The organism is Mesobacillus foraminis (assembly GCF_004340465.1).
Lineage (GTDB): Bacteria > Bacillota > Bacilli > Bacillales > Cytobacillaceae > Mesobacillus_B > Mesobacillus_B foraminis.
In genome coordinates this window covers 126,343-147,072 of record NZ_SLVV01000011.1, presented here as the reverse complement: position 1 = coordinate 147,072, position 20,730 = coordinate 126,343, and the positions used below count along the sequence as shown (strand labels likewise).

Annotated in this window: 17 protein-coding genes and 1 pseudogene; 3 read left to right on the top strand and 15 right to left on the bottom strand. The window is 41.8% G+C overall.

Annotated elements, in window-relative coordinates; genetic code table 11:
* Positions 1 to 217: 217 nt before the first annotated feature.
* Positions 218 to 1,030 carry a sugar-phosphatase gene (yidA, locus tag EV146_RS20125; protein WP_132010097.1) on the bottom strand — a complete coding sequence of 271 codons (813 nt, stop codon included), beginning with the start codon at positions 1,028 to 1,030 and terminating at the stop codon, positions 218 to 220.
* A 342-nt stretch (positions 1,031 to 1,372) separates the two neighbouring features.
* On the opposite strand from yidA, the gene EV146_RS20120 reads away from it, so the two are divergent.
* Positions 1,373 to 1,921 carry a hypothetical protein gene (locus EV146_RS20120; protein ID WP_132010094.1) on the top strand — a complete coding sequence of 183 codons (549 nt, stop codon included), beginning with the start codon at positions 1,373 to 1,375 and terminating at the stop codon, positions 1,919 to 1,921.
* 127 nt (positions 1,922 to 2,048) lie between these two features.
* Here EV146_RS20120 and EV146_RS20115 read toward each other — a convergent pair whose 3' ends face one another.
* The 3 genes from EV146_RS20115 to EV146_RS20105 form a co-directional block, all read right to left on the bottom strand.
* On the bottom strand, positions 2,049 to 5,216 hold the full coding sequence (locus EV146_RS20115; protein ID WP_132010091.1) for an alpha/beta hydrolase-fold protein: 3,168 nt from the start codon (positions 5,214 to 5,216) through the stop codon (positions 2,049 to 2,051).
* 607 nt (positions 5,217 to 5,823) lie between these two features.
* Complete coding sequence (locus EV146_RS20110; protein WP_132010088.1) at positions 5,824 to 6,531, bottom strand: M48 family metallopeptidase; 708 nt, start codon at positions 6,529 to 6,531, stop codon at positions 5,824 to 5,826.
* A 28-nt stretch (positions 6,532 to 6,559) separates the two neighbouring features.
* Positions 6,560 to 7,048, bottom strand: coding sequence for a YehS family protein (locus tag EV146_RS20105; RefSeq protein WP_132010332.1), 489 nt, complete (start codon positions 7,046 to 7,048; stop codon positions 6,560 to 6,562).
* Positions 7,049 to 7,276: 228 nt separating this feature from the next.
* Here EV146_RS20105 and EV146_RS27950 point away from each other — a divergent pair.
* A pseudogene (locus tag EV146_RS27950) lies at positions 7,277 to 7,550 on the top strand (MBL fold metallo-hydrolase); the annotation flags it as partial.
* A 458-nt stretch (positions 7,551 to 8,008) separates the two neighbouring features.
* On the opposite strand, the gene EV146_RS28325 reads toward EV146_RS27950, so the two are convergent.
* The 10 genes from EV146_RS28325 to pdaA all read right to left on the bottom strand — a co-directional run bounded on the left by EV146_RS28325 (position 8,009) and on the right by pdaA (position 18,020).
* Positions 8,009 to 8,365 (bottom strand): hypothetical protein, encoded by a 357-nt coding sequence (locus tag EV146_RS28325; RefSeq protein WP_309136133.1) that lies wholly within the window; start codon positions 8,363 to 8,365, stop codon positions 8,009 to 8,011.
* Positions 8,366 to 8,554: 189 nt separating this feature from the next.
* Positions 8,555 to 9,280 carry a hypothetical protein gene (locus EV146_RS28320; RefSeq protein ID WP_309136132.1) on the bottom strand — a complete coding sequence of 242 codons (726 nt, stop codon included), beginning with the start codon at positions 9,278 to 9,280 and terminating at the stop codon, positions 8,555 to 8,557.
* Positions 9,281 to 9,449: 169 nt separating this feature from the next.
* Positions 9,450 to 10,124, bottom strand: a complete 675-nt coding sequence (locus EV146_RS20095) for a hypothetical protein (RefSeq protein ID WP_241993986.1) — start codon at positions 10,122 to 10,124, stop codon at positions 9,450 to 9,452.
* Positions 10,125 to 10,163: 39 nt separating this feature from the next.
* Positions 10,164 to 10,592 carry a YhfM domain-containing protein gene (locus EV146_RS20090; RefSeq protein WP_132010085.1) on the bottom strand — a complete coding sequence of 143 codons (429 nt, stop codon included), beginning with the start codon at positions 10,590 to 10,592 and terminating at the stop codon, positions 10,164 to 10,166.
* A 372-nt stretch (positions 10,593 to 10,964) separates the two neighbouring features.
* Complete coding sequence (locus EV146_RS28220) at positions 10,965 to 11,096, bottom strand: hypothetical protein (protein ID WP_277873231.1); 132 nt, start codon at positions 11,094 to 11,096, stop codon at positions 10,965 to 10,967.
* A gap of 178 nt (positions 11,097 to 11,274) precedes the next feature.
* A complete protein-coding gene (locus EV146_RS20085) occupies positions 11,275 to 12,345 on the bottom strand; it encodes a tetratricopeptide repeat-containing glycosyltransferase family 2 protein (protein WP_199232696.1) in 1,071 nt (356 codons plus the stop codon).
* A gap of 229 nt (positions 12,346 to 12,574) precedes the next feature.
* On the bottom strand, positions 12,575 to 13,681 hold the full coding sequence (locus tag EV146_RS27945) for a hypothetical protein (protein ID WP_241993985.1): 1,107 nt from the start codon (positions 13,679 to 13,681) through the stop codon (positions 12,575 to 12,577).
* Between the two features lie 1,031 nt (positions 13,682 to 14,712).
* Entirely contained in the window at positions 14,713 to 16,077 is a 1,365-nt protein-coding gene (gene rlmD / locus EV146_RS20075) for a 23S rRNA (uracil(1939)-C(5))-methyltransferase RlmD (RefSeq protein WP_373566088.1), read from the bottom strand.
* Positions 16,078 to 16,215: 138 nt separating this feature from the next.
* Positions 16,216 to 17,076: a DNA-3-methyladenine glycosylase family protein gene (locus EV146_RS20070; protein ID WP_132010082.1), complete on the bottom strand. Its 861-nt coding sequence runs from the start codon at positions 17,074 to 17,076 to the stop codon at positions 16,216 to 16,218.
* 143 nt (positions 17,077 to 17,219) lie between these two features.
* The gene (gene pdaA, locus EV146_RS20065; protein WP_132010079.1) at positions 17,220 to 18,020 is read right to left on the bottom strand and encodes a delta-lactam-biosynthetic de-N-acetylase; all 801 of its coding nucleotides are present in this window, start codon (positions 18,018 to 18,020) and stop codon (positions 17,220 to 17,222) included.
* Between the two features lie 312 nt (positions 18,021 to 18,332).
* On the opposite strand from pdaA, the gene EV146_RS20060 reads away from it, so the two are divergent.
* A complete protein-coding gene (locus EV146_RS20060; RefSeq protein WP_132010076.1) occupies positions 18,333 to 18,542 on the top strand; it encodes a hypothetical protein in 210 nt (69 codons plus the stop codon).
* A 121-nt stretch (positions 18,543 to 18,663) separates the two neighbouring features.
* On the opposite strand, the gene EV146_RS20055 is transcribed toward EV146_RS20060, so the two are convergent.
* The gene (locus tag EV146_RS20055) at positions 18,664 to 20,226 is read right to left on the bottom strand and encodes a fumarate hydratase (protein WP_132010073.1); all 1,563 of its coding nucleotides are present in this window, start codon (positions 20,224 to 20,226) and stop codon (positions 18,664 to 18,666) included.
* Positions 20,227 to 20,730 lie beyond the last annotated feature (504 nt).

The window sequence follows — 20,730 nt, the reverse complement described above, 5'->3', positions numbered from 1 at the left end:
CACATTTCGACCGGACAGAGACCTTTGCGGTCGAAAAAGCTCCCGTTTTATCACCGTATTTAGAGCAAAAATGTCGAGTTAAACATCAACAGACGCAGAAAATTTAGCGATCAGGCAGTCTTAGGTAGTAGGTTTATTAGGTGATTGCTGGACAATAAAAAACAGGGGTTCCTAAAATCGGAACTCCTGCAAGATGATCGTCCTGAAAATGGACAGTTTATTTGTCTAAAATCAATTTTTGAATAGCATAGGCTACTCCGTTTTCGTTATTGGACAAAGTTTGAAACTTGGCGGCTTCTTTTATGCTGGGTATGGCATTCGCCATTGCCACGCCACAGCCAGCATATTCAATCATGCTTAAGTCATTGCCGCCATCTCCCATGCAAATGACTTCCTCCCTTTGAATCCCCAGCTTTTCTGCAAGCTTTTTCACAGCATTTCCCTTGCTGACACTTGGGTGAAGGATTTCTAAGAAGAATGGTGCACTTTGTACCATCTCATACCGCTCCCTGAATTCTTCGGGGATGGAACGAATGATTTTATCCAGGCGGTCCGGCTCATCAATAAACATGACTTTTGGAATCAGCATGTCTTCCAGCGCTTCCTCAACCGGCATATAGTGCAGAGGAATAGAATTGATATAGGACTCATAAACCGTGTACTTGTTAATGTTTTTATGTGGTGTATAAAGATTTGCGGAATCAAAATAATGCATCGGTGACTCCACATTCACACTCAATTCATACAGCGCTTTTAAATCGCCGTACGTCAGAGAGGTTTCAGAAATAACTTCCTCAGTAAAGGTATTTTGCACCAGAGCACCATTAAATGTAATGGTGTACTCATCTTCACTATTCAGCTTGAGCTCATCAATAAACGGGTCGATCCCGTCAATCGGCCTTCCTGTACAGAGGACAACCTTCACACCCTTTGCCCTGGCCGCCTGAATGGCATCATTCACTTCCTTTGTTATTTGTTTATGGTCATTGACCAGCGTGCCGTCAATATCAATTGCGACTAACTTATACAAATCATTTCCCCCTAAATTGGTCTGCGCTTTTGTTTGTTTAAGATCACATTCTCTTATTTTAGTATAAAAACACAGATTAAATACAGAAAATTTCATTTAGCATTCAAAATTGTTCCACTATATAGAATCAAAACCTATAGGCAGATGCAGATCATTTCCGCTGAACACAGCTCCCTTAAGGCTAATTGCCTTCTCAGGATTCATCCCAAAATGGCTTTTATCACAATGATTTATTTAATTTATATTTGCCTTAATTCTGCATAGAGTCCGAGAAAGAGAGAAAATGAGTTGAAAGCTAATACATTAGAAACTTCTCAGCTCAAAAAAGGTGCATAAGGAAAGATGCTGTTCTCAAATGTAGTTTTTTACTATGACCTGAAATTTCAAACCAAGCATTTAATGAGCGATGCTATAATAGCGGTAAATAGTTTGACAAGAGGAATGGTCGATGTGAAATCAATGAAAATAAAGGCTCGTGATTGGGTCGACTCAATATTCAATCAATATGCACTAACCGATGAAGAGAAAATTAAAAAGGACTGCGCCCTATATTTTAAATTAACAGGATTTGCTGATGAACCCGAGGTCTATTTACGGTCTGCAGATGAAGGGTTGGAACTGGGCTATGAAGCCACTCAATGGAACGGGCCTATAGCGGCCCCATTCCCAGGTGTTTACAAAAAACATTCTTTGTCCTGGGAGACCCTGCATTCATTAGATAAGAAAGAACAACAAGAACTTGTTCTTGATTTATTAATGAAGACGATTAACTTCAGGAAAAGGCAATATCGGAAATGCCAATTCTGCGGGGAAAAGGTGGGAACCGAACACCGCTTTGACCAAAATACTTGCCACGGCTGTGCCAGTGAGCATTTTGGAGTGGTATATTAATGGGTGCTTTAAAAAGAAAAAATGTTCAATGCCTTTTGGAGAAATTTTATTTGTTTAATTAAAACGCTGTTTTTTAAAATCATAAAAAGCCTGTCAGTTTATCAAGCTGACAGGCTTTTACTGTTTGTTAATTTTCTAAAGTCAGTTCAAATTGACCTAATTCAACATTGGTGTCCAGGAGGCCTGCAGCAACTTTCACAGTAAAAGAACTAGCAGGATCGATATCGGCAGAGACAACATCTGCATGGACATCCAATTCTCCAGCACCGGTTACAGAATAATATTCTGTATTAGAAGCAATCCGTTTTCCGTTCTGTTCAATATATACAGTTACCGGAACCTTGATAGCCGGATTTGTATTCACCGTATAACTGCTCGCTGGTATGTGATTCATGTATGCCTTTATATCATCGTTAACTCGAATGGTGCCCGTAATGGATACACCTTGCTCCATAACCCCCGCTTTAACAGAACCTGAAAGTACAGAAGCGATATCAGCGTTAGGTTTATACATTTTCCCACCTGTATAAGCCATGGCTTGTTTGAAAAATGGAATGTAGAAGGCCGAATCATGCTCACCATTCTCAATAAAATAGTGGTGATCTACATCCTTATTTCTGAAGATCTGATCCAGCTGAATGGCATCTCTGCCGAAACCATATACATCCCTGTTTCCACTAATAAAATAGTGAGAGAAGTACTGGAGATATTCAGAGGATTCATTAGCAGAAATGGTTACAGGGTTACCTGCCTGACCATAGGAAAACGCTCCGAAGAAGCTGGCAATACCTGTGAAATAGTCAGGATTTCTCAAGCCTACACTGTATGCTCCCAGTCCGCCCATGGAAGCCCCGGCAGTAGATCGGAATCTGGCATCATCGATACTTCGATAGTTCTGGTCAATTAATGGAATTAACTCATCCGTGACCATATCTTCCCAGTCCCCTCGCCACCAGCTCGTTGCAGCGCTATCCGGGATAACAAGGATCCTCTTACCGAGTTCCCCTGAAGTGATCCCTTCATCCATGAGATGGTGGACGCCGTCGATTTCATAGGATTTACTTGTACTGTTAAATTGATGCAGCATATACACGACAGGATATCTTTCTTCTCCTTCAAAGTACCCCGGTGGAAGATATACACGATAAGTGACTTCCTTTGTCCCGGACATACCGCTCGCTGAAGCTGCTTTTTTAGAGGTAAAGGTATCTGTAAAGAATCGTTCATGGTTTCCGTACATTACGGCTTTTCCATTTTCAATCACGAAATAATACTGGACCTGTTTTTTTGTTTCAGTCCCGTCCACATTCATTGTTCGATCAGCCTGGTACATATACTTGTCACCATCGATAAAAACGGAAACTACGCTGTCCTTCACAGAAACAGAGGAAGCTCCACGGATCATCTCGGACATTTCATTGACCAGCCTTTTTTTATCATATCCGCTTTGGAAGTATTCCGGATCGACTGTTGCAGCAAAACCTTCCGTGTTCAATGCTTCTAAATAAGCATTCTGTTGAGAAACAGTCTCCTTTACTAATTCCTGAATCCTTATTGGAGCTATTTCATATGGGAGTCCTTTTGCTTTGTTGTAGGCCGCAGGGGAATAAATGCCAACCGGCCCTTCATACCAGCCTCCTCCTCCGCTGGAATTAGCCATTCGAACAGCAATTGTGTTTTTTCCTCCATAGTTCAGAAGGGAAGAGTCCAAATGATATAAACGGTCTACATCCCACGGATTCGTGCCATCATATGCCCCGTTCTCTGTAATGCCAGTTGCGCCGGCTTTCTTGCCATTCACATACACAGCATCTGCTTCATCAAATTTCCCAAGGGCTAAAAGCAGTCCTTCTGATGCAAACTCGTCAGGCAGTTCAAAGTCACGGACATACCAGGCATAACCTGTCCAATTTGGATTGCCTCCAAGTGATTCTGCAAAATCTGCGCTCCACCACCCAAGTCCCGGCTGTACAGTTTCCCAGGATGACCACACGTCCTCTGTCAGGTTATCGATTTTATCAAGCTCGTGAGGTTCATTAGTGTATGGCTTATAGGCGTTAAACTTCCAATCCCCCATTAAATCAATAAGCTGATTTTCTGGTTCAGATCCTGTACCCTTAATTCTTACCATTGGCTGGGTTCCGAGACTAATTTCTTTCCCTAAAATGGTTACTGTCATTTCTACATTTGTATTCAAATTGTTAATGGTGTTTGGAAGCTCAAAAACTCCTGTAAGGTTCCCATCTTTGGCGACCGTCTTTTTCAGCCTTTCTGAATGGATGACTTCCTTTGTTTCAGGATCTGTCATGGTTGCTTTTATCCAAACTGTTTCTTTATCTTTTGAGAAGTTCTTCAATTGTTCCTTCACCGATATAGTATAGGACACAGTGACAGAATCCGCCGATGAAGGCAAAGCCTGAGGGTCTAAAGTGAATTTTCCTGTGATCAGCTTTGCTGTAAAAAAGTCACTTAATCTGTCCGTCACACGATTCATGGACTCTGTCAGAAATGATTGGTCAAAGGTCCCATTTCTTGCTGTAAACTCATGAATGCTATATGGAAACATTCTGTTTTTAGTAATGAACATTCTTCCCAGGTCGCCAGTTGAGTGATTCATATAGGTCCATGGGTCTTCCGTTGGTGCATCCAAATACGTATAAAACCTGGATATTTCAGCGGCAGAATATCCATTTAAGATATCGTAGACACTGCCATACTTCTTAAACCATATATTGTCTTTCCCAACAAAATTCCCCCGTGTACTCGCAATTGCTCCGAATAAATCAGGTGTTTTTGTCACTTTTGGAACACCGTCATCACCTAAGGTATGCAACCCGAGAATATAGGCCATATAACCTCCAGTGCCGATGCCAAAAACAGCTCTTGCATCAGAGGAAGAGATCGTTTTATATCTTGCATCAACATCGGCTACGATGTCCTGCATTTCAGCTACAATTTCTGCATCTTTATCAAAGGAAGCCTGGATCAGAATAGCCTCGACAGAATTCTCAGTCTTCATAAGGCCTTCTGCCAGTTTGACCGCGTCGAGATCGATCTCATCGGTTCCATTTTCAGGCATAATATAGATAACCGGATAAGCCCTCTCTTTGTTGGCAGTGTAACCTGCCGGCAGAACCGCTTGATAGGAACTATGCTTCAGCTCTATTCTCTTCTTGTCTTTCCCATTTCCCCCTTGGCCACTTTTACTTTGGGCAAACGCATCACTTGTACCGAACATCCCGAGAAGTAAAACAATCGTCAAATTAAGTGCTAGCAATCTTTTTAAATCCTGCATAATAACCTCCACATAATTTACTTTAAAATATTAAAAAGAGTCATTCGTTGATGCACATCACCTCGCTTAATAGAAGTATCTTCTACTCTTGTAAAAATGCATGGGGTTCTTCCCGAAGGTGTATACTAAAATACTGGGCGTATAACTGTCGCAGGTAGATTTTATCTGAGGGGATACTGGCATAACCAATATGGCGAACGCATTAATTTGTAAACGCTTTCTAAATATCTCGACATCAATAGTAACACCGTGCAGAAATAGGACGCTAGGAAAAAATCCACAATTATTGGTAATATTTCAACATCTTGTTAGAAATGAGATATAACCATTTGTACTATTTTTATATATTTGTCTTTTTTTTAGGTAACCTTCCATTAACTTAAACGCTTGATTAACACTTCAGGGGTCAACTATTCTGAAAGAATTTCCGCAAAAAAAAGCCTAATTGTTATGGGTTAACAATTAGGCTGCTGTTTACCTGCGGTCGGCCGCACCTCTATTAAAATAAATAGTGGGAGTCATCCATGTCCAGATGGATTCGGCAAACTCATAAAAGGTCTGGAGATCCATTCTAAAACGGTGCGGCTGCGGCTTTCATGCTTGGCCTCTAAACAGTCATTTTCCAGTTAGATAAAGCCAGCCATTGTTCTTTTTCTTTGTAGTCAGGCATTATTTTCCCGACGAGGCGCCAGAACGAGCGATCGTGATTCAGATGGACCATGTGGCACATTTCGTGAACAACAACATAATCAATTACCTCCCGCGGCGCCATTGCCAGCCTCCAGTTAAATGTTAATTGTTGCTTTGAATCACAGGTTCCCCATGTACTTTTGCTGTCTGTAATCCGGATAGAACGTGGTTTTGTCTTGAAGCTGCTTTGATGAAAAGCGATGCTCTTCTCCACTAATGCCTTGCACTGCTGATAATAAAACCGTTTTAATGCTTGCCTGCTGTTTTCATGATCAAGCTGCTTCACGTATACATGCAGCTTTTCTCCTTTAAATTCAACATAATCTTGCATTATATTTCTATTTTCAATGATTTTTATGGGATACGTATTTCCTAAATAAAGAAAGCTCTCATCATTCTCATAGACCTTTTCCAGCGGTCCATTCAACCGATCCTTCATTTGCTTTACATGTTGCTGAATAAGATCCCATTTATCCTCCAATGCATGAATAACTCTTTCATCAGGTGTTTTTTTCGGAGCCTGGACTTCAATATTCCCATAGCTGTCGATTGAAATCCCTATGGACGTTCGATTTTTATATTTTATTTGAAATTGAATGGTCTTGCCTGAGTAGGTATGTATCATGTCATCACCTGCATAAACCTGTAAGGCATTATCCCCTGTATTTAATAGCCAGTCCTTTTAGGAAGTTTCTGGCGAATTTATCTCCGCATTCCTTATAATTCTTATGTCCTTCTTTTCTCAATAGAGCTCCAAGCTCTCCTTTTGTGACCCTTATGCCTGCGTTTTCAAATATATCCAGCATCTCCTCTGCCGTTAATGCCATGGCTATTTTAACTTTCTTCAAAAGGAGATTATTCATGTTGGAACTTTTCGTTGAAGAGGGTTCTTGTGTATCGGGCTGTCCTGGTTTAGGCTCTTGCTTCCCTCTTTTATAAATAATAAGTCCGTTTAAAAATGAATCTAACATGCTGTTATTGCATTTTATTTGTTCTTCATTTTCATCTTCAGACTTTGTGAGGATCTGGATGACCTCTGGCACGGATACCTCCACACCGCCAAGTTTAAATATTTCTGCCATCTCTTTGTTCTTTATTTCCAGAGCATATCTCAACCGAATTAAAATATCGTTATTCTCCATCATTAGACCTCCTGTTTTAAAAATACATTGTATACCCAATTACACTCCAGGTAAATCACCTGTCACAAATCTTGAGTCCGAAAAGGTAAATTTAAGTTCCAACCGTTCAGAAGACAAACCACTAAAAGGCAGGCAGAAATATTCCCCTGTCTAAAAGGCACAGATTTATTATTTGCAGTCAAGGCCTTTTTGAGTAAAAGAAGGAACAATATCCATGTTCTAAATAAGATAATGGGAGACGCCTTTGTAACTGTTAAGCAGGAATCTCTTTATAAAGTTTTTACACTGGAACAGGAAATAAGCGGCCCTCCCAAATATCTAACTGGAAATCCTCCAAGGAATACGTTATAAAATTAGAAGCGTTGAAGCCAGCTGTTGCTGTCACTGGACATGGATTACTGTGTCTGGTGATAATAATCAAAGAGCCTAGAAAAGTAGTTCGGGAATTTGATGATATCTCCGTTCCGACTATGGAAAGCATATCATTAAAAATTTTCAGTAAAGATATTGGCCTGCTAAAAAGGGAGAAAATTTAGTCTGTTAATAGACTAGCTTTTCTCCCTTTTTGATATTTGGTTTTCTAAACGTATCAAATTAAATTGAGTATTGTCCTACTGCTTTTTTTGATTGTTGATAAACCGTGGATAAGTCGGACTTTTAATTTGGATTTTCATTCAAGTTGATCACAACCGTGGATAAATTGTGGACAAAGTTCATTTTTATGTGAATAAGTCGAGGGCAAACTTGATGTTGATGTGGATTAAATGTGGATAATTGAAAAATGCTACATACTCTTTTAGTTAATCATTAACAGCCGTCAATCCACATGATATACAATTACAGACCAATCAAACTGCACACTGAAGAAAGTATGGATTAAAATTTAGCTTGCATTAATGGGGAGGATACATAATAAAACAACTGCCAACTGCACAGATTTTGTATCTCTAATGCATGTTCTTACAAATCATCTAATGAAATAACCTCACCGGTGGCTGCATTCACTCCATGTTGACAATCAATTTTTCCGCATAAAACATATTGCTTTTGCTCAAAGTTATACACATAATACGGTTTTACCTCAATTAATTCCTTAATCTTTCCAAGCGCCTCTTCTTTCGTGATTGTTACTTGATCAGAAGCCTGAAATTGATCATATATCTCCAACATTGGTTGATTATCCATATAATTTACTGCTTGAAGGCTCTCCGCATCAATCATGATCATCAGTTTCCTTTGAAAGACACGATGATTCTGATAGCCGGCTTTCAATATGGCATGGATATAACCTTTGTCGCGATGCAGTGTTTTCAGCATCCACCTCCCTGTGTCATTGGGATATTCATGCCGGAGGAGGCTTTTGGCTGCCGCTATGCATTGTTCTTGTTCCGTCTTTGTGATTGGAAACGAAACTGGGCTAGGTTCACATGAAAAGGCTTGTTCTGCGGTAATATCCTCAATCCAGCTTATTTCTTTTCTTTCAAACTGTTCAGTGATGGGTGCATCCTAATAGATGGTTTTGTCTATTTTTAGATATGAGCCTTGGTCCGCATTTATTTCAAATGGCAAGGTTGTCGTCCCGTCATTTGTCACATACAACTCTTCTATTGCATAAACAGGAATCAATCTTTTTTGTTCATAGGACGGAAATTCTACCATTTTCAATTGTTCCTTCACCAAATGCTCCACCTTTTCAAGGGAAAGGGCATATGCTTCTTCTTTAACTATTTCCTTGGCAGGGAATTGACCGTGTAGAGAGAAGGAAGTAAGCTTCCCTTCCTGATTAAATTCAACTCCAATTAATCCAGAAGGAGACACAGGTACCCCTTCAAAACATTCTTTAAAAAGAAGCCTTCCTTCCTCCTGTTTATGTAATGTAAATTGTCTCCCATATGCCAATTCTGTTTCTTCCTCAATCCATCCGATAATGTCACCCGTATCCATACTGGAAAATATTATTCCGTTTTTAGCATAAGTCTTGCCCATCACAAAAATAGCACTTTCAACCTTTTGAGTATTCACATTAATTTCAATGACTGCCGTGCCATCCGGGTTTGTGTCATCATCTTCTTGTTCAGTTACATGCTTCGGAAACCACTCCATGCAGAGTGTATAGTTCGTATCATTGAAGGCGTTGACATTCCGAGACAGGCTGTGCCTTTTTAGGCAGTAATCCTCTAGCCCAAATCTTTCCTTTGTAAAGTTAATTAATTTGTCTATCCTTGAATCCATACAAGAAGACCTCACTTGTCACGTTATTTTGTGAAACAGATCTTTACTCTGTGTATAAATAAAAATGGTACTTTTCACATTGTTGCAGCCGCGCACGTATTGTGGTTGTTCCAAATTTGTGTATCCGCAATTACACCTAACAGGCAAACCATCTCCCCGCTACAACAGTCTATAGTTTCCTGACCTTTCCTTTCGACTTAATCACAATATTCACGCCTGTCGAACTGCCACTTTCAACATGGTTCTCGATATTTGATACGTCTATATCAGATTCTATTATCAACGTTTTGCTCTCGTTCCCTTTTAACTTTACTTCATAATCCGCATTGTTGTTCATGAGTGAAACCATTCGTATATCATCTTCAAAAAGGTATTTTTCATAGAATTCAATGGTGAATTGAACATCCTTTCTACTGTGATTATCGAACGGAAGCTCACATTTTCCACGCAGCGTTTTTGCATCAATCATCTCAAAATTACAGTTACTTTCTTCATGCTTGTAAGAAACTGCGTAAATGCCTGTTGCCAATGTTTTTTGAAAAGAGCTGACAATCAGCGACGGTGCAGCAAATGCTATAATAATAGCAATCAAAACAACCCGCCCATGATATTTGTTTACTGATTTAGCCAGAAAATATAGACTGACAATCAATAAAGCTAATGAGGTAATACCAACATATTGAAGTCCATTAATTGATTGGACAGGGATGTTCAATACTGATATCACAGTCTCGCCATAAGGACTTTCGTGTGGAAAAGGAAAATTCAAAACCATGGATGCAGCAAAAAGAATGAAAGCGAGATATAATATTTTTTTATTTTTTATTATATGAATCACCTCCATTTTTTTAAGGCGAAAGTCACACTTGGTTCTATATCTGTTTTATTGTTGCGGAAGCAGTAATTCTCTAAGCCGATTCGTAGTCCTTGATGACGTCAGGTAGGTTTCGCCTTCACCTACCATATACATGAGGGTGCTTTCCTCATCTTCCTCTCCCAGCCATAAGTGAATGGCGTGGGCAGGTAACCCTCCATCATATTCAACCATTACATCATATTCAGGATCGATACCTTTCATATCTGATTGTTGTTTAACTGCAGTTCTTATACCCTTTTCAAACACTTTAATTGACTGTTTCTCATGGAAGGAAAAAAGAATGTCCTGATTCATGTCACCAATTCCGCCTGATCTGGATACGTTAATCTCTTTAATGGGTTCATCTAAAAGAACCATCGTATTCTCTTGATTATTTTGACAGCCTGCAATTAAAAATAAACATCCAAGCAAAAGCAAAGAATAGAAAACTTTCATTGTTGTCTCCCCTAAAAAACGTTTTATTACTTATCTAAGAAATTCAATTATTTTGGTCTCCCTTTATTTTGCCACCGCAGCAAAAAGACGTCTCCACTCATAGTAGAAACGAATTCAAATAAAATGTCCGGGCTAAATATCCTATGTGATCTTCGGGAAAATGCCCTTTGTGATTCTTTGCAGTAGACGATTTAAAGTTATCATTGCGATCCACAATGTTACAATGACTACCGAGAAGCGAATGATTAATTTTAACCATCCATTTTGAAAACGTTCGGTCAAGAATGCACCGCCGTAATAGATGCAGATTCCAGCAATAATGACTGTAAGGATGTAGGAAATAAAAACGCCCGTGATTTGCGTTTTGTTAAGCTACTTAAGAGTCTCCCTGTATTTGGATACAAAAAAGATGATGACCCCGACACAGCTAATCATTGGGAACAAGTCGATCACCGGAATCCCCTCCCATCGATTAAGATTATCAGCAATTGGCAATATTTTCAATTACTTATTTCAATCTTCGCAACGACCTCGATATGGCCAGAGTGTATGTGGCAACACATAGGTGTTGTAAGTTTTTTGGCCCCATACCGCAATTAGCTCCAAAGACACAAACATTTGATTCATAATGAAAGTGACAGCCACTCTTAATCAATCTGAGGAATCCCATGTTAAACTAATTTTATTTTAAAAGAGGCTCTAAAAAACGCTTATTGTGAAGAATACTTGGATGATCGGGGAGATACTGTCTGGCGATTTCATTGTGTTTATATGCTAACTCATAGTTCTCTAATTGGGAGTAACAAACACATAATTGTAAATGAGGCAACCACGTCCAGCAAGCATGATTAATCATTCCCAAATTATCTGCTGGTTTTTCTAGCTCCGTGGCCAATTTATACCAAACCAATGCTTTCCGAGGCTGATTTTGCTGAAGGAATCGGAATCCTAATCGGCAGCAAAAATCAGCTCGAGGGGAATCATATTCGAAGGACTTTAGAATATATTGAAGCTCGCTTTGATGATCTCCTAATGTATTAAAGCAATCTGAAAGCTTGCCACAGGCAGAAATGTAGTCTTCTATCCATCCGTTTTTAGTTGCTAAAAATTGTTTGTAAAATATAATTGCACGTTCGATTTTTTGATGGTCGAAGAGTTCGTTTGCAAAGTAAAACAAGTCTCTGGCAGAGAATTGTTCTCCTCGTTTCAGACGATTTTCATAGATTCTAAGATTACGGTCTGAATCGTGATGAATGCTGCAATGTGTTACAGCAATCTCGCTATGGAGAATCTTTCCCCAAACTTCCAGGTATTCATGAACTTCCCCATACCATTTGAAATTGTTATTCTTTTTTACAAGGCGATTACGCCGTAAGCTGGTGGTAACGTTCCCTTTTTCATCAAACGCGAGGTAATAGTGCATGGTGACAGAATCAGTGGCAGGATTAAGGGTTTCTTTTAACTCTAAAAATTTTTTACGGTCCTCTTCCATTAATACATCATCTGCATCTAACCAAAAAATGTAGTCCATTTTAGCATGGCTAAATGCAAAATTACGTGCTGCAGCAAAGTCATCAACCCAACAAAAATCAACTACATGATCGGTATATTGTGCGACAATTTCTTTGGTCCGATCGGTTGAACCTGTATCAACGATAATAATTTCATCAACAATACCTTTTACTGACTCCAAACACCTTTCTATTGTGCCTTCTTCATTTTTCACAATCATACACAGGCTTATCGTAATCAAGTTTAAAACGCTCCTTTAACTAAGGCTTTCTTACTTTAAGCTATGTAAAAATATAATGAATGGTTTTTATAACCTATTAATTGGACTATAGATATGTGGAGCATCTACTCACCAACTCTCTGGGATCCTCATAAAAGTTAGAAAAGTTTTTTAATTCCATACACAGAAGAAAATAGCCTTGCCGAAGCAAGGCTATTTAAGAGGTCTTTGGAGGAATGCATTTCTTAAATTAAGGAATAGAAAATAAAATTGCAGCAGTTACGCCATTTGCAAATGCTCCTCCACCGGTAGTAATCCTTACTGATATTAGATCGCATTCATTGATAGGAAAATTTGCCACCGTAAAATCACAACAATTCGGATTAGCTGCGTTATTAGGTCCAATAACGGTTGCTACGATTCCGGTGGCTTCAGGTTCAGTAAAACCGCAATCTGAACTAATAAATATCTGAGCTGTCGCCACTTGTCCTGCTGCTAAAACATTATTACGGATATTTAAAACTAGGCCAGTAATGGTTGAATCCTGAGGAATGACTAACGTATTTCTTTGAAACATTGGTGATGATGTACCTTGCCCTAGAAAATCGTTATTCCCAATTGATTGGTCTGTTCCAAGATAGATGGTACTTCCTCCTGGTCCTGTAGCTCCCGTGCCCCCTGTACCCCCTGTGCCCCCTGTTGCTCCTGTTGCTCCTGTGGCTCCTGTGGCCCCTGTTGCTCCTGTGGCTCCTGTTGCTCCTGTCGCTCCTGTGGCCCCTGTTGCTCCTGTGGCTCCTGTGGCCCCTGTTGCTCCCTGCTCACCTGTCGCTCCCTGCTCACCTGTTGCCCCCGTGGCTCCTGTGGCTCCTGTCGCTCCTGCTGCTCCCTGCTCACCTGTTGCCCCCGTGGCTCCTGTGGCTCCTGTCGCTCCCTGCTCACCTGTTGCCCCCGTGGCTCCTGTTGCTCCTGCTGCTCCCTGCTCACCTGTTGCCCCCGTGGCTCCTGTCGCTCCTGTCGCTCCTGTCGCTCCTGCTGCTCCCTGTTCACCTGTTGCCCCCGTGGCTCCTGTTGCTCCTGTCGCTCCTGCTGCTCCCTGCTCACCTGTTGCCCCCGTGGCTCCTGTTGCTCCTGCGGCTCCTGTTGCTCCTGTCGCTCCTGTTGCTCCCGCAGGCCCCGTAACACCTATAGGATAGTTTTTAATTTTAATTTTGACTTTACAATTACAATTACTTCCTCCACATTTTGAACATTTTATCTCTTTACATCTACAATCTCTATCTCCACATTTTGAACATTTTATCTCTTTACATCTACAATCTCTTTTCCCACATTCCGAGCATCGTTTTTCTTTACTCAAACTTCTCCACCCCCTTCATTCATCTTCTGTATATTATGAAACAAGTAATCAATGAGTTTAGACTAATATAAAGAAAACTTAAAAAAGTGTTATTTTTTTGTGTTTTGCTATTTGAGAAAGATTTAAAATCTTGTGGGATGGAAACTGGTTTGCAAAGGTTAAGAACTAATCCATTCCTCTCTCCTTGGATTTTCCGGAAGGAGAACTAGCGAGAATAGGTCTCTTTAAAAAAAAGCGACCTAAACATACCAATTGTTAGGGGGTTAGTTTGATTCCAGAAAAAGTTAACTCAAATAATTGTTACTCACCTTGGATACATAATGTCCTTCCTTAACACTCAGGAATAAGGGACTCATAGATGCTGTTAGCACGAAAAGACGATTAAAAAATCTTAAACCAATCACCATTACTACGGAAATCTCATACAAAGCCGGTCAGAAACAATTTCAGCCTCCTGAAATAAAGGCGAGTGGTTCATAACCATAATTGTTGTTGAAGGAATTGCACGCAATATTTTAGGGAAGAGTTTTTTACAACTGTTCACTAACTCACTCGCTAGAAAGAGTGCCAGGGATGTTATTCCTATAAGCGACTAACACTGCGTGAACTGCCGCAACACTAAACAAGACTACGTTTGCTTTGGTATTCGTTAGCAAATTTGCAAAAGTACTTGCCGGTATGCTCTTTTATTAGCTGTGCTAATTGTTAGGCAAATTAGAGGATGAGAGCTATGTCAGTCAGATCCCGCGAAAGCTAAATAAAAAAAGATCACAAAGTAATTGAAAGGCGGGAAGGAATTTACAAAATTTGTATTAAAAGGCGCCGTGAGGACCTAAGGAGTATCGAGGGACATCTAAAAATCTGGCAGTTAAACAAGAATTTGCAGTAATGGGAAGAAAAACTATAAAATCCACCTGCGACATGTTAAACCCTTGATGGCGGCATTACCTGTAAAAGCAAGGCCAAAGTAGCAATTCATTACACGTTTGTCACTCCTTTTCAAGACACACAAAAGGCAACTCCCATAAGGGTTAGTTGCCTCCTTTCAATACTATTTTAGCAACGGCCTCCACATGCGCCGTATGCGGAAACATATCCACAGGCTGAATGTATTCCACTTGATAGGATTTGCTTAATACTTCGATATCCTTCGCCAGCGTGGATGGGTTACAGGAAACATAGACCACCTTTTGCGGCTTGACCTGAAGGATGGTCTGAAGAAGGCCGCTGTCGAGACCGGTCCTCGGTGGGTCAACAACGATCACATCTGGTTTCCAGCCCTTTTTTACCCATTTCGGGAGGACATCCTCGGCTTTTCCTGGCACATATTTCGTATGGGTGATTCCATGACGCTTGGCATTTTTCTTAGCATCCTCGATTGATTCGGGAATGATGTCCATCCCGCGAATCTCTCCTGCCTGGTCGGCCAGCCAAAGACCGATTGTCCCCACTCCACAATAGGCATCTACTACTTTTTCTGTTCCAGTCAGCCCGGCTGCTGCCTTTACTTCATTGTACAGATTGACCGTTTGCTCCGGATTTAGCTGGAAGAATGTCCGGGCAGAAAGCTCGAATTGCAGATCACCCAGCGTTTCCTGGATAAAATCATTGCCTTCAATGGTTTCCGTTTCCTCGCCAAAGATCAGCGAGGTTTTTTCCCCGTTAATATTTTGGACAATCGAAACCACTTCCGGAAGCCGTCGTTTGATTTCCTGAACGATCTGCTCCTTGTTTGGCAGTTCTTTTTTCGTCGTGATCAGGACAATTTGAAGCTCGCCAGTCTGGATTCCAGTCCGGACGACAATGGTCCGAACCAGACCTTTTCCGGTTTTTTCATTATAAATGGAAATGTTCAATTCCTGCAGGATGCTTTTAACCGCTTCCGTTGCTTTATTTGTTGCCGGATGCTGAACAGCACACTGTTCAATATTGATCAGTTTATGGGAATTTAACCCGTAAAGGCCCGCGAGAATCTTTCCTCCATGTTCGCCAACCTGGAACTGGCTTTTATTGCGGTAGCCCCAAGGATTTTCCATTCCGACCGTTGGCCGAATATCCATGTTTGCTACCGGCAGCTTTGTGTGGCGCTCAAGTGATTGAATGACAATGTCCTGCTTTTCCTTCAGCTGCTGCGTATAATGAAGATGCTGCAGCTGGCAGCCTCCGCACTCTTCATAAACTGGGCAGACAGGGGTTACGCGGTGTTCGGAAGGCTTTCTGATTTTCTTAATCCTGGCTTCTGAATACTTCGGAAGAACCTTCGTAACCTCGGCAACCACTTCCTCTCCTGGAAGTGCACCTGGAACAAACACAACCTGCCGCTTAAAATAGCCGACTCCTTCCCCATTGATGCCTAGGCGTTTGATCGTGAGCGGAAAGGTTTGTTTAACCTCCATCTTGACAGACTGGTCCTGCTTTTGGTTAAAGTTGCTGCCGGGCCTGGAATTTCCCCTGGCTTTATTCATACCCTGCTTTCCGGTTTTGTTCCTCCCGGAAAACGATGGTGTTTCTTTTTTCATGCTGCTTCACTCCATTTATTCAATGCTTCTCCACAAATAAAGAGAGGCATAGCTTAAGTAAGGCTCCCATGGCACCTTTAGCTGCTCCATTTCGGCCAATGTAGGTTTTTCATCTAGATGATAGTACTTTTTTATCGCATTCTGAAGTCCAATGTCCGCCGTGGGAAACAGGTTCGGCCGCCCAAGCCCGAACATGAGGAAGTTCTGAACCGTCCATGGGCCAACGCCCCTGACTTTTATCAGCTGATTGGCAATCTCTGCATCGGGCATATCCCTCATTTTTTTAAAATCAAGCTTACCTTCTACAGCCATTGTTGCAATCCCGATCACATACTCTGCTTTTCTGCCGCTGAACTGCAAATCGCGAAGCTCCCCGACCTTCAGGGAAGCCACTCTCTCAGGATTCGGATAAAACCAAATCCCATCCACTTCGTTCCCAAAGGCTGTAACAAACCTTTGGGTCAAGGTATAGGCAAAGGCAAGGTTCAGCTGCTGATGGATAATGCACTTCAGCAGACAGCCAAACGGATCAAAATCAAGGACTAAAGGCGTTCCATAGTGGTCATTGAACAAGGCTTTCAGATCGGTAGTCTGGAAATGCTCATGAACATTAAGAAGCTCGACATTCCAGCCAAAAATTTCGTACAGACGGGGGACGACGCTTTCCTTCTCTGCCTCACTCTTTATAAGAAACTCGGGCTTCTCTAGACTGCCGGTTCCTGTTACAACGGCAGCCACCTGCCGGGTCCCGATCGTGACCGGAACCTTTACAGTTTTCTTCTCTTTATCCACACAATGCAGGGGATCGAGAGAAAGCCTGTCCAGCGCAAGGTCAAAATTATAAGGACCGGTGATTGAGATCGTTTCCTCCCACATACCACGACCACCTTTTCATTTTCCCCGTATTATATCATGTTTTCCAGTTTCCTTCCTGAAATAGCTGCTTCTCTCTAATCCTAATTATTATAATGTACTCTCTACTGAAAGAAGCCCGAATCTAGTGGATCCGGGCACTTGTTTTAATAAAGCATAGGGTCTTTAAGCACTCCACTCAGCATTAAGTCATCAAGGCTTTTAAACGTATATCCTTGTTTTTTCAAGTCCTGGATCGCCTTCTCCAGAGCATCTGCATTGTCTTTAGAGACAGTGTGCAATAGTAAAATGGCCCCGGGATGAATCTGCCTCATAATATTGTCATAGGAGTATTGCCAGCCCCTTTGCTGGTCCGTGTTCCAGTCAACGAAGGCAAGTGACCAGAATACATGGGTGTAGCCAGCATCCCTTGCAAGCTGCATGGTCCGCTCACTGAAAACTCCCCGCGGCGGCCTGAGATAACTCATGTGCTTTTGACCTGTGAGTTCCTGGGTCTTCGAACGGACCAATTCCAGCTCCTCCTTCAGCTTTTCATCACTCACTTTGGTCAAATCTGGGTGGTGATAAGAATGGTTCCCGACAATATGCCCATCCTCAACCATCCTGATGACCTGGTCTTCCGCACTTTCCAGGTAATGGCCGGTAACAAAGAATGCAGCTGGCACCTTTTCCTTTTTCAGTACATCCAGAATCTGATCGGTGTAGCCATTTTCATAGCCGTTATCAAAGGTTAAATAGATATCTTTTTTATTTGGATCACCTTTATAGACTGCCCCATACTTTCCAATCAGCTGTTCCAATGGTTTGCCGGCATCGGCAGGCTTCCCTTCACGGCCTTTTTTGAACCCCCAGCCAATCGGGTTGTTCGGGAACTCCGCATAGGCAAGCGGTCCAGTCATTAATAAAATCACACTTACGGCCAGTAGCAGTTTATAGATGCGTCTCATGCTGTTCCTCCAGTGATGTTTTTTCTTATTGTTTGTTAAGAACTAAGAATTAAACAAAAAGCAAAACGATAATTTACTTTCATAAAATATAAACCAGCAGGAGCCGCCCATACATCCATTCAAATTTGCATGTTGCGATTCCCTTTACGGGGACAACAGACTTTTTATAATGTTGCACTGATGTGAAGCACTTCTATCTAATGAATTTTTTGAAACTTAGGATGATGCTAAAGCGTATTGAAATAAGAGAATGAACAAAAGCAGCTTGATTAAAATTGTGATTATATAGGGATGGGGAAAGGAGTGTTTTATTTGATGAAGCGTACCAAGATTGGAAAAATCCTTTATTATACAGGTATCCTTCTATTTGCAGCGGGTTTTGCATTCAATCAGAGGATTGGCATAGCAGATACACCAGAGCCTTACGGAGCACTCTCGTTACCTTTAATTGTTGCAGGAATAGTATTGGTAATAACATCGAATTTTTATAAGCAAGTAAAAGAAAATAAGCAGGACGTTTAATCGAATCAGTTCGGTACGTTAAAACGCCCGGAGGCATACTCTCCGGGCGTTTTATGATGTGTTTGCCTGACAGCTTTTTTTAGCATTTTCAAAGCGGTTAACTAGTAACTTGGCACTCCAATTATTTAAAAACAGGTTCCTTAAACTGGGCAAGCTTTTCAAGTGAAGACTTTTCCACCTCACTGTGAAGGCTGTTTCCATGAGAATCCATTGTGACAACGGCCGTAAAGCCCTCTACGCGCAGATGCCACATCGCTTCCGGAATTCCGAAATTCATAAGATCGACGCCTTCTACTCCCTTGATGCAATCCGCATAATACTGGGCAGCTCCTCCAATGGCATTCAGGTAAACCCCGCCATGCTCCTGCAGTGCAGCCAGTGTTTTGGGACCCATTCCGCCTTTACCGATAACAGCTCGGATGCCAAACTTTTTCATGATGTCCCCTTGGTAAGGCTCCTCACGGATACTGGTTGTCGGTCCGGCTGCCTTAACATGCCAGTTTCCTTCGTCGTCCTTCAGCATGACTGGCCCGCAATGGTAAATTACCTGGCCATTTAAATCTACAGGAGCATCATGATCCATGAGATATTTATGGATGGCGTCGCGGCCTGTATAAATTCTTCCGGTAATTTTCACAACATCGCCGACTTTTAGCTGGCGGATCTGCTCTTCTGTAATCGGCGCGTTCAGTGTAATGGCTTCCTGGACAGCTGGAGCTTCCGGAGCCTCGGCCGCTGCAGCGATTTCTGCTTCTGCAGGCTCGGCGAAATCAATTTTTTCGCCTTCCTGGTAAAGCCAGTCCTGAATTTCCCCGGTTTCCGGGTTCACCTGAACGCCAAGGCGGCGGAATGCCCAGCAGTTATAAGCAACAGATACGAAGAAGCTCGCAGGAATCCGGTTCATAACCCCAACCTTGCAGCCAAGAAGTGTAGTCTCACCGCCAAATCCCATGGTTCCGATTCCAAGTTCATTGGCATTTGCCATAATATAATCTTCAAGCTTGCGAAGGTCTTCGTGAGGGTTTACATCATCGACAGAGCGGAACAGCTGCTCCTTTGCAAGGTCATAACCGGAAGAACGGTCACCGCCAATTCCGACACCGATGAACCCTGCGCTGCAGCCCTGTCCTTGTGCCTGGTAAACAGAGTGCAGGATGCACTTGCGGATTCCATCAAGGTCGCGGCCGGCACGGCCAAGCCCTTCAAGTTCGCAGGGCAGACTGTACTGGATATTTTTATTTTCACAGCCGCCGCCCTTTAAAATCAGACGTGCGTCGATATAATCCTTTTCCCACTGCGCAAATTTAATGACCGGTGTCCCTTCACCCAGATTGTCACCGCTGTTATCCCCAGTCAGGGAATCAACCGAGTTTGGCCTAAGCTTCCCATCTTTTGTTGCGAGGGCAATAGCATTCTTAATCGCTTTTTGCATCTCAAGCTGGTTTGCACCAACCGGTACTTTTATTTTAAAAGTAGGAAGACCCGTATCCTGGCAGATTGGAGAAACATTTTCATCAGCCATTTGTATATTATTCGTAATCGTCGCCAGGCTCATCGCTGAGCGAGTTCCCGCATTTTCACGCTCTTTCGCTGCTTTGATTGCCCGTCTGACATCCTTTGGAAGATTCGTAGATGTTTCCACAATCAGCTTGTACATACTTTCCTGAAACTTCTCGATATTCATGTATATACCCCTCTCCTCTTTGCTCCCTATATCCATCCATTACCGCTAATATTATGAATTTTCTTTAACAATTCCGCTTTCATTATACTCCTATAAAGAATCTTTTTAAAGATAAAAACTGGTATCGTTTACAAGGAGACGGACGGAAAATAAGGAAATAAGCCCTCAAATATACTAGATAGCCGTAACCTGTAATCCCGGGATTTTCTAACGGGTTCGCATTGTTTCATGATTACCTTTTTTCAATTTCCATAGAGGTTTGGGGAGTTATAAACATTTTCACGATAACCCTTTTCTCTTCTACTTTGTACTTAAGGGCATCATGAAGTCGCCAAAATGACCTTTTCTCCCCCCTCGTCCGGGTTTCGGTCGTTATGGGGATAAACAAACCCTTTTTCTTACGGGAACAATGATAACCAATCCTTATTCGCAAGGTGGTTTTGAAGCTTTCATAACCACCTTGCGAAAGGGTTTCTATTAAGAGCTGCGAAATGTCTGAAACCC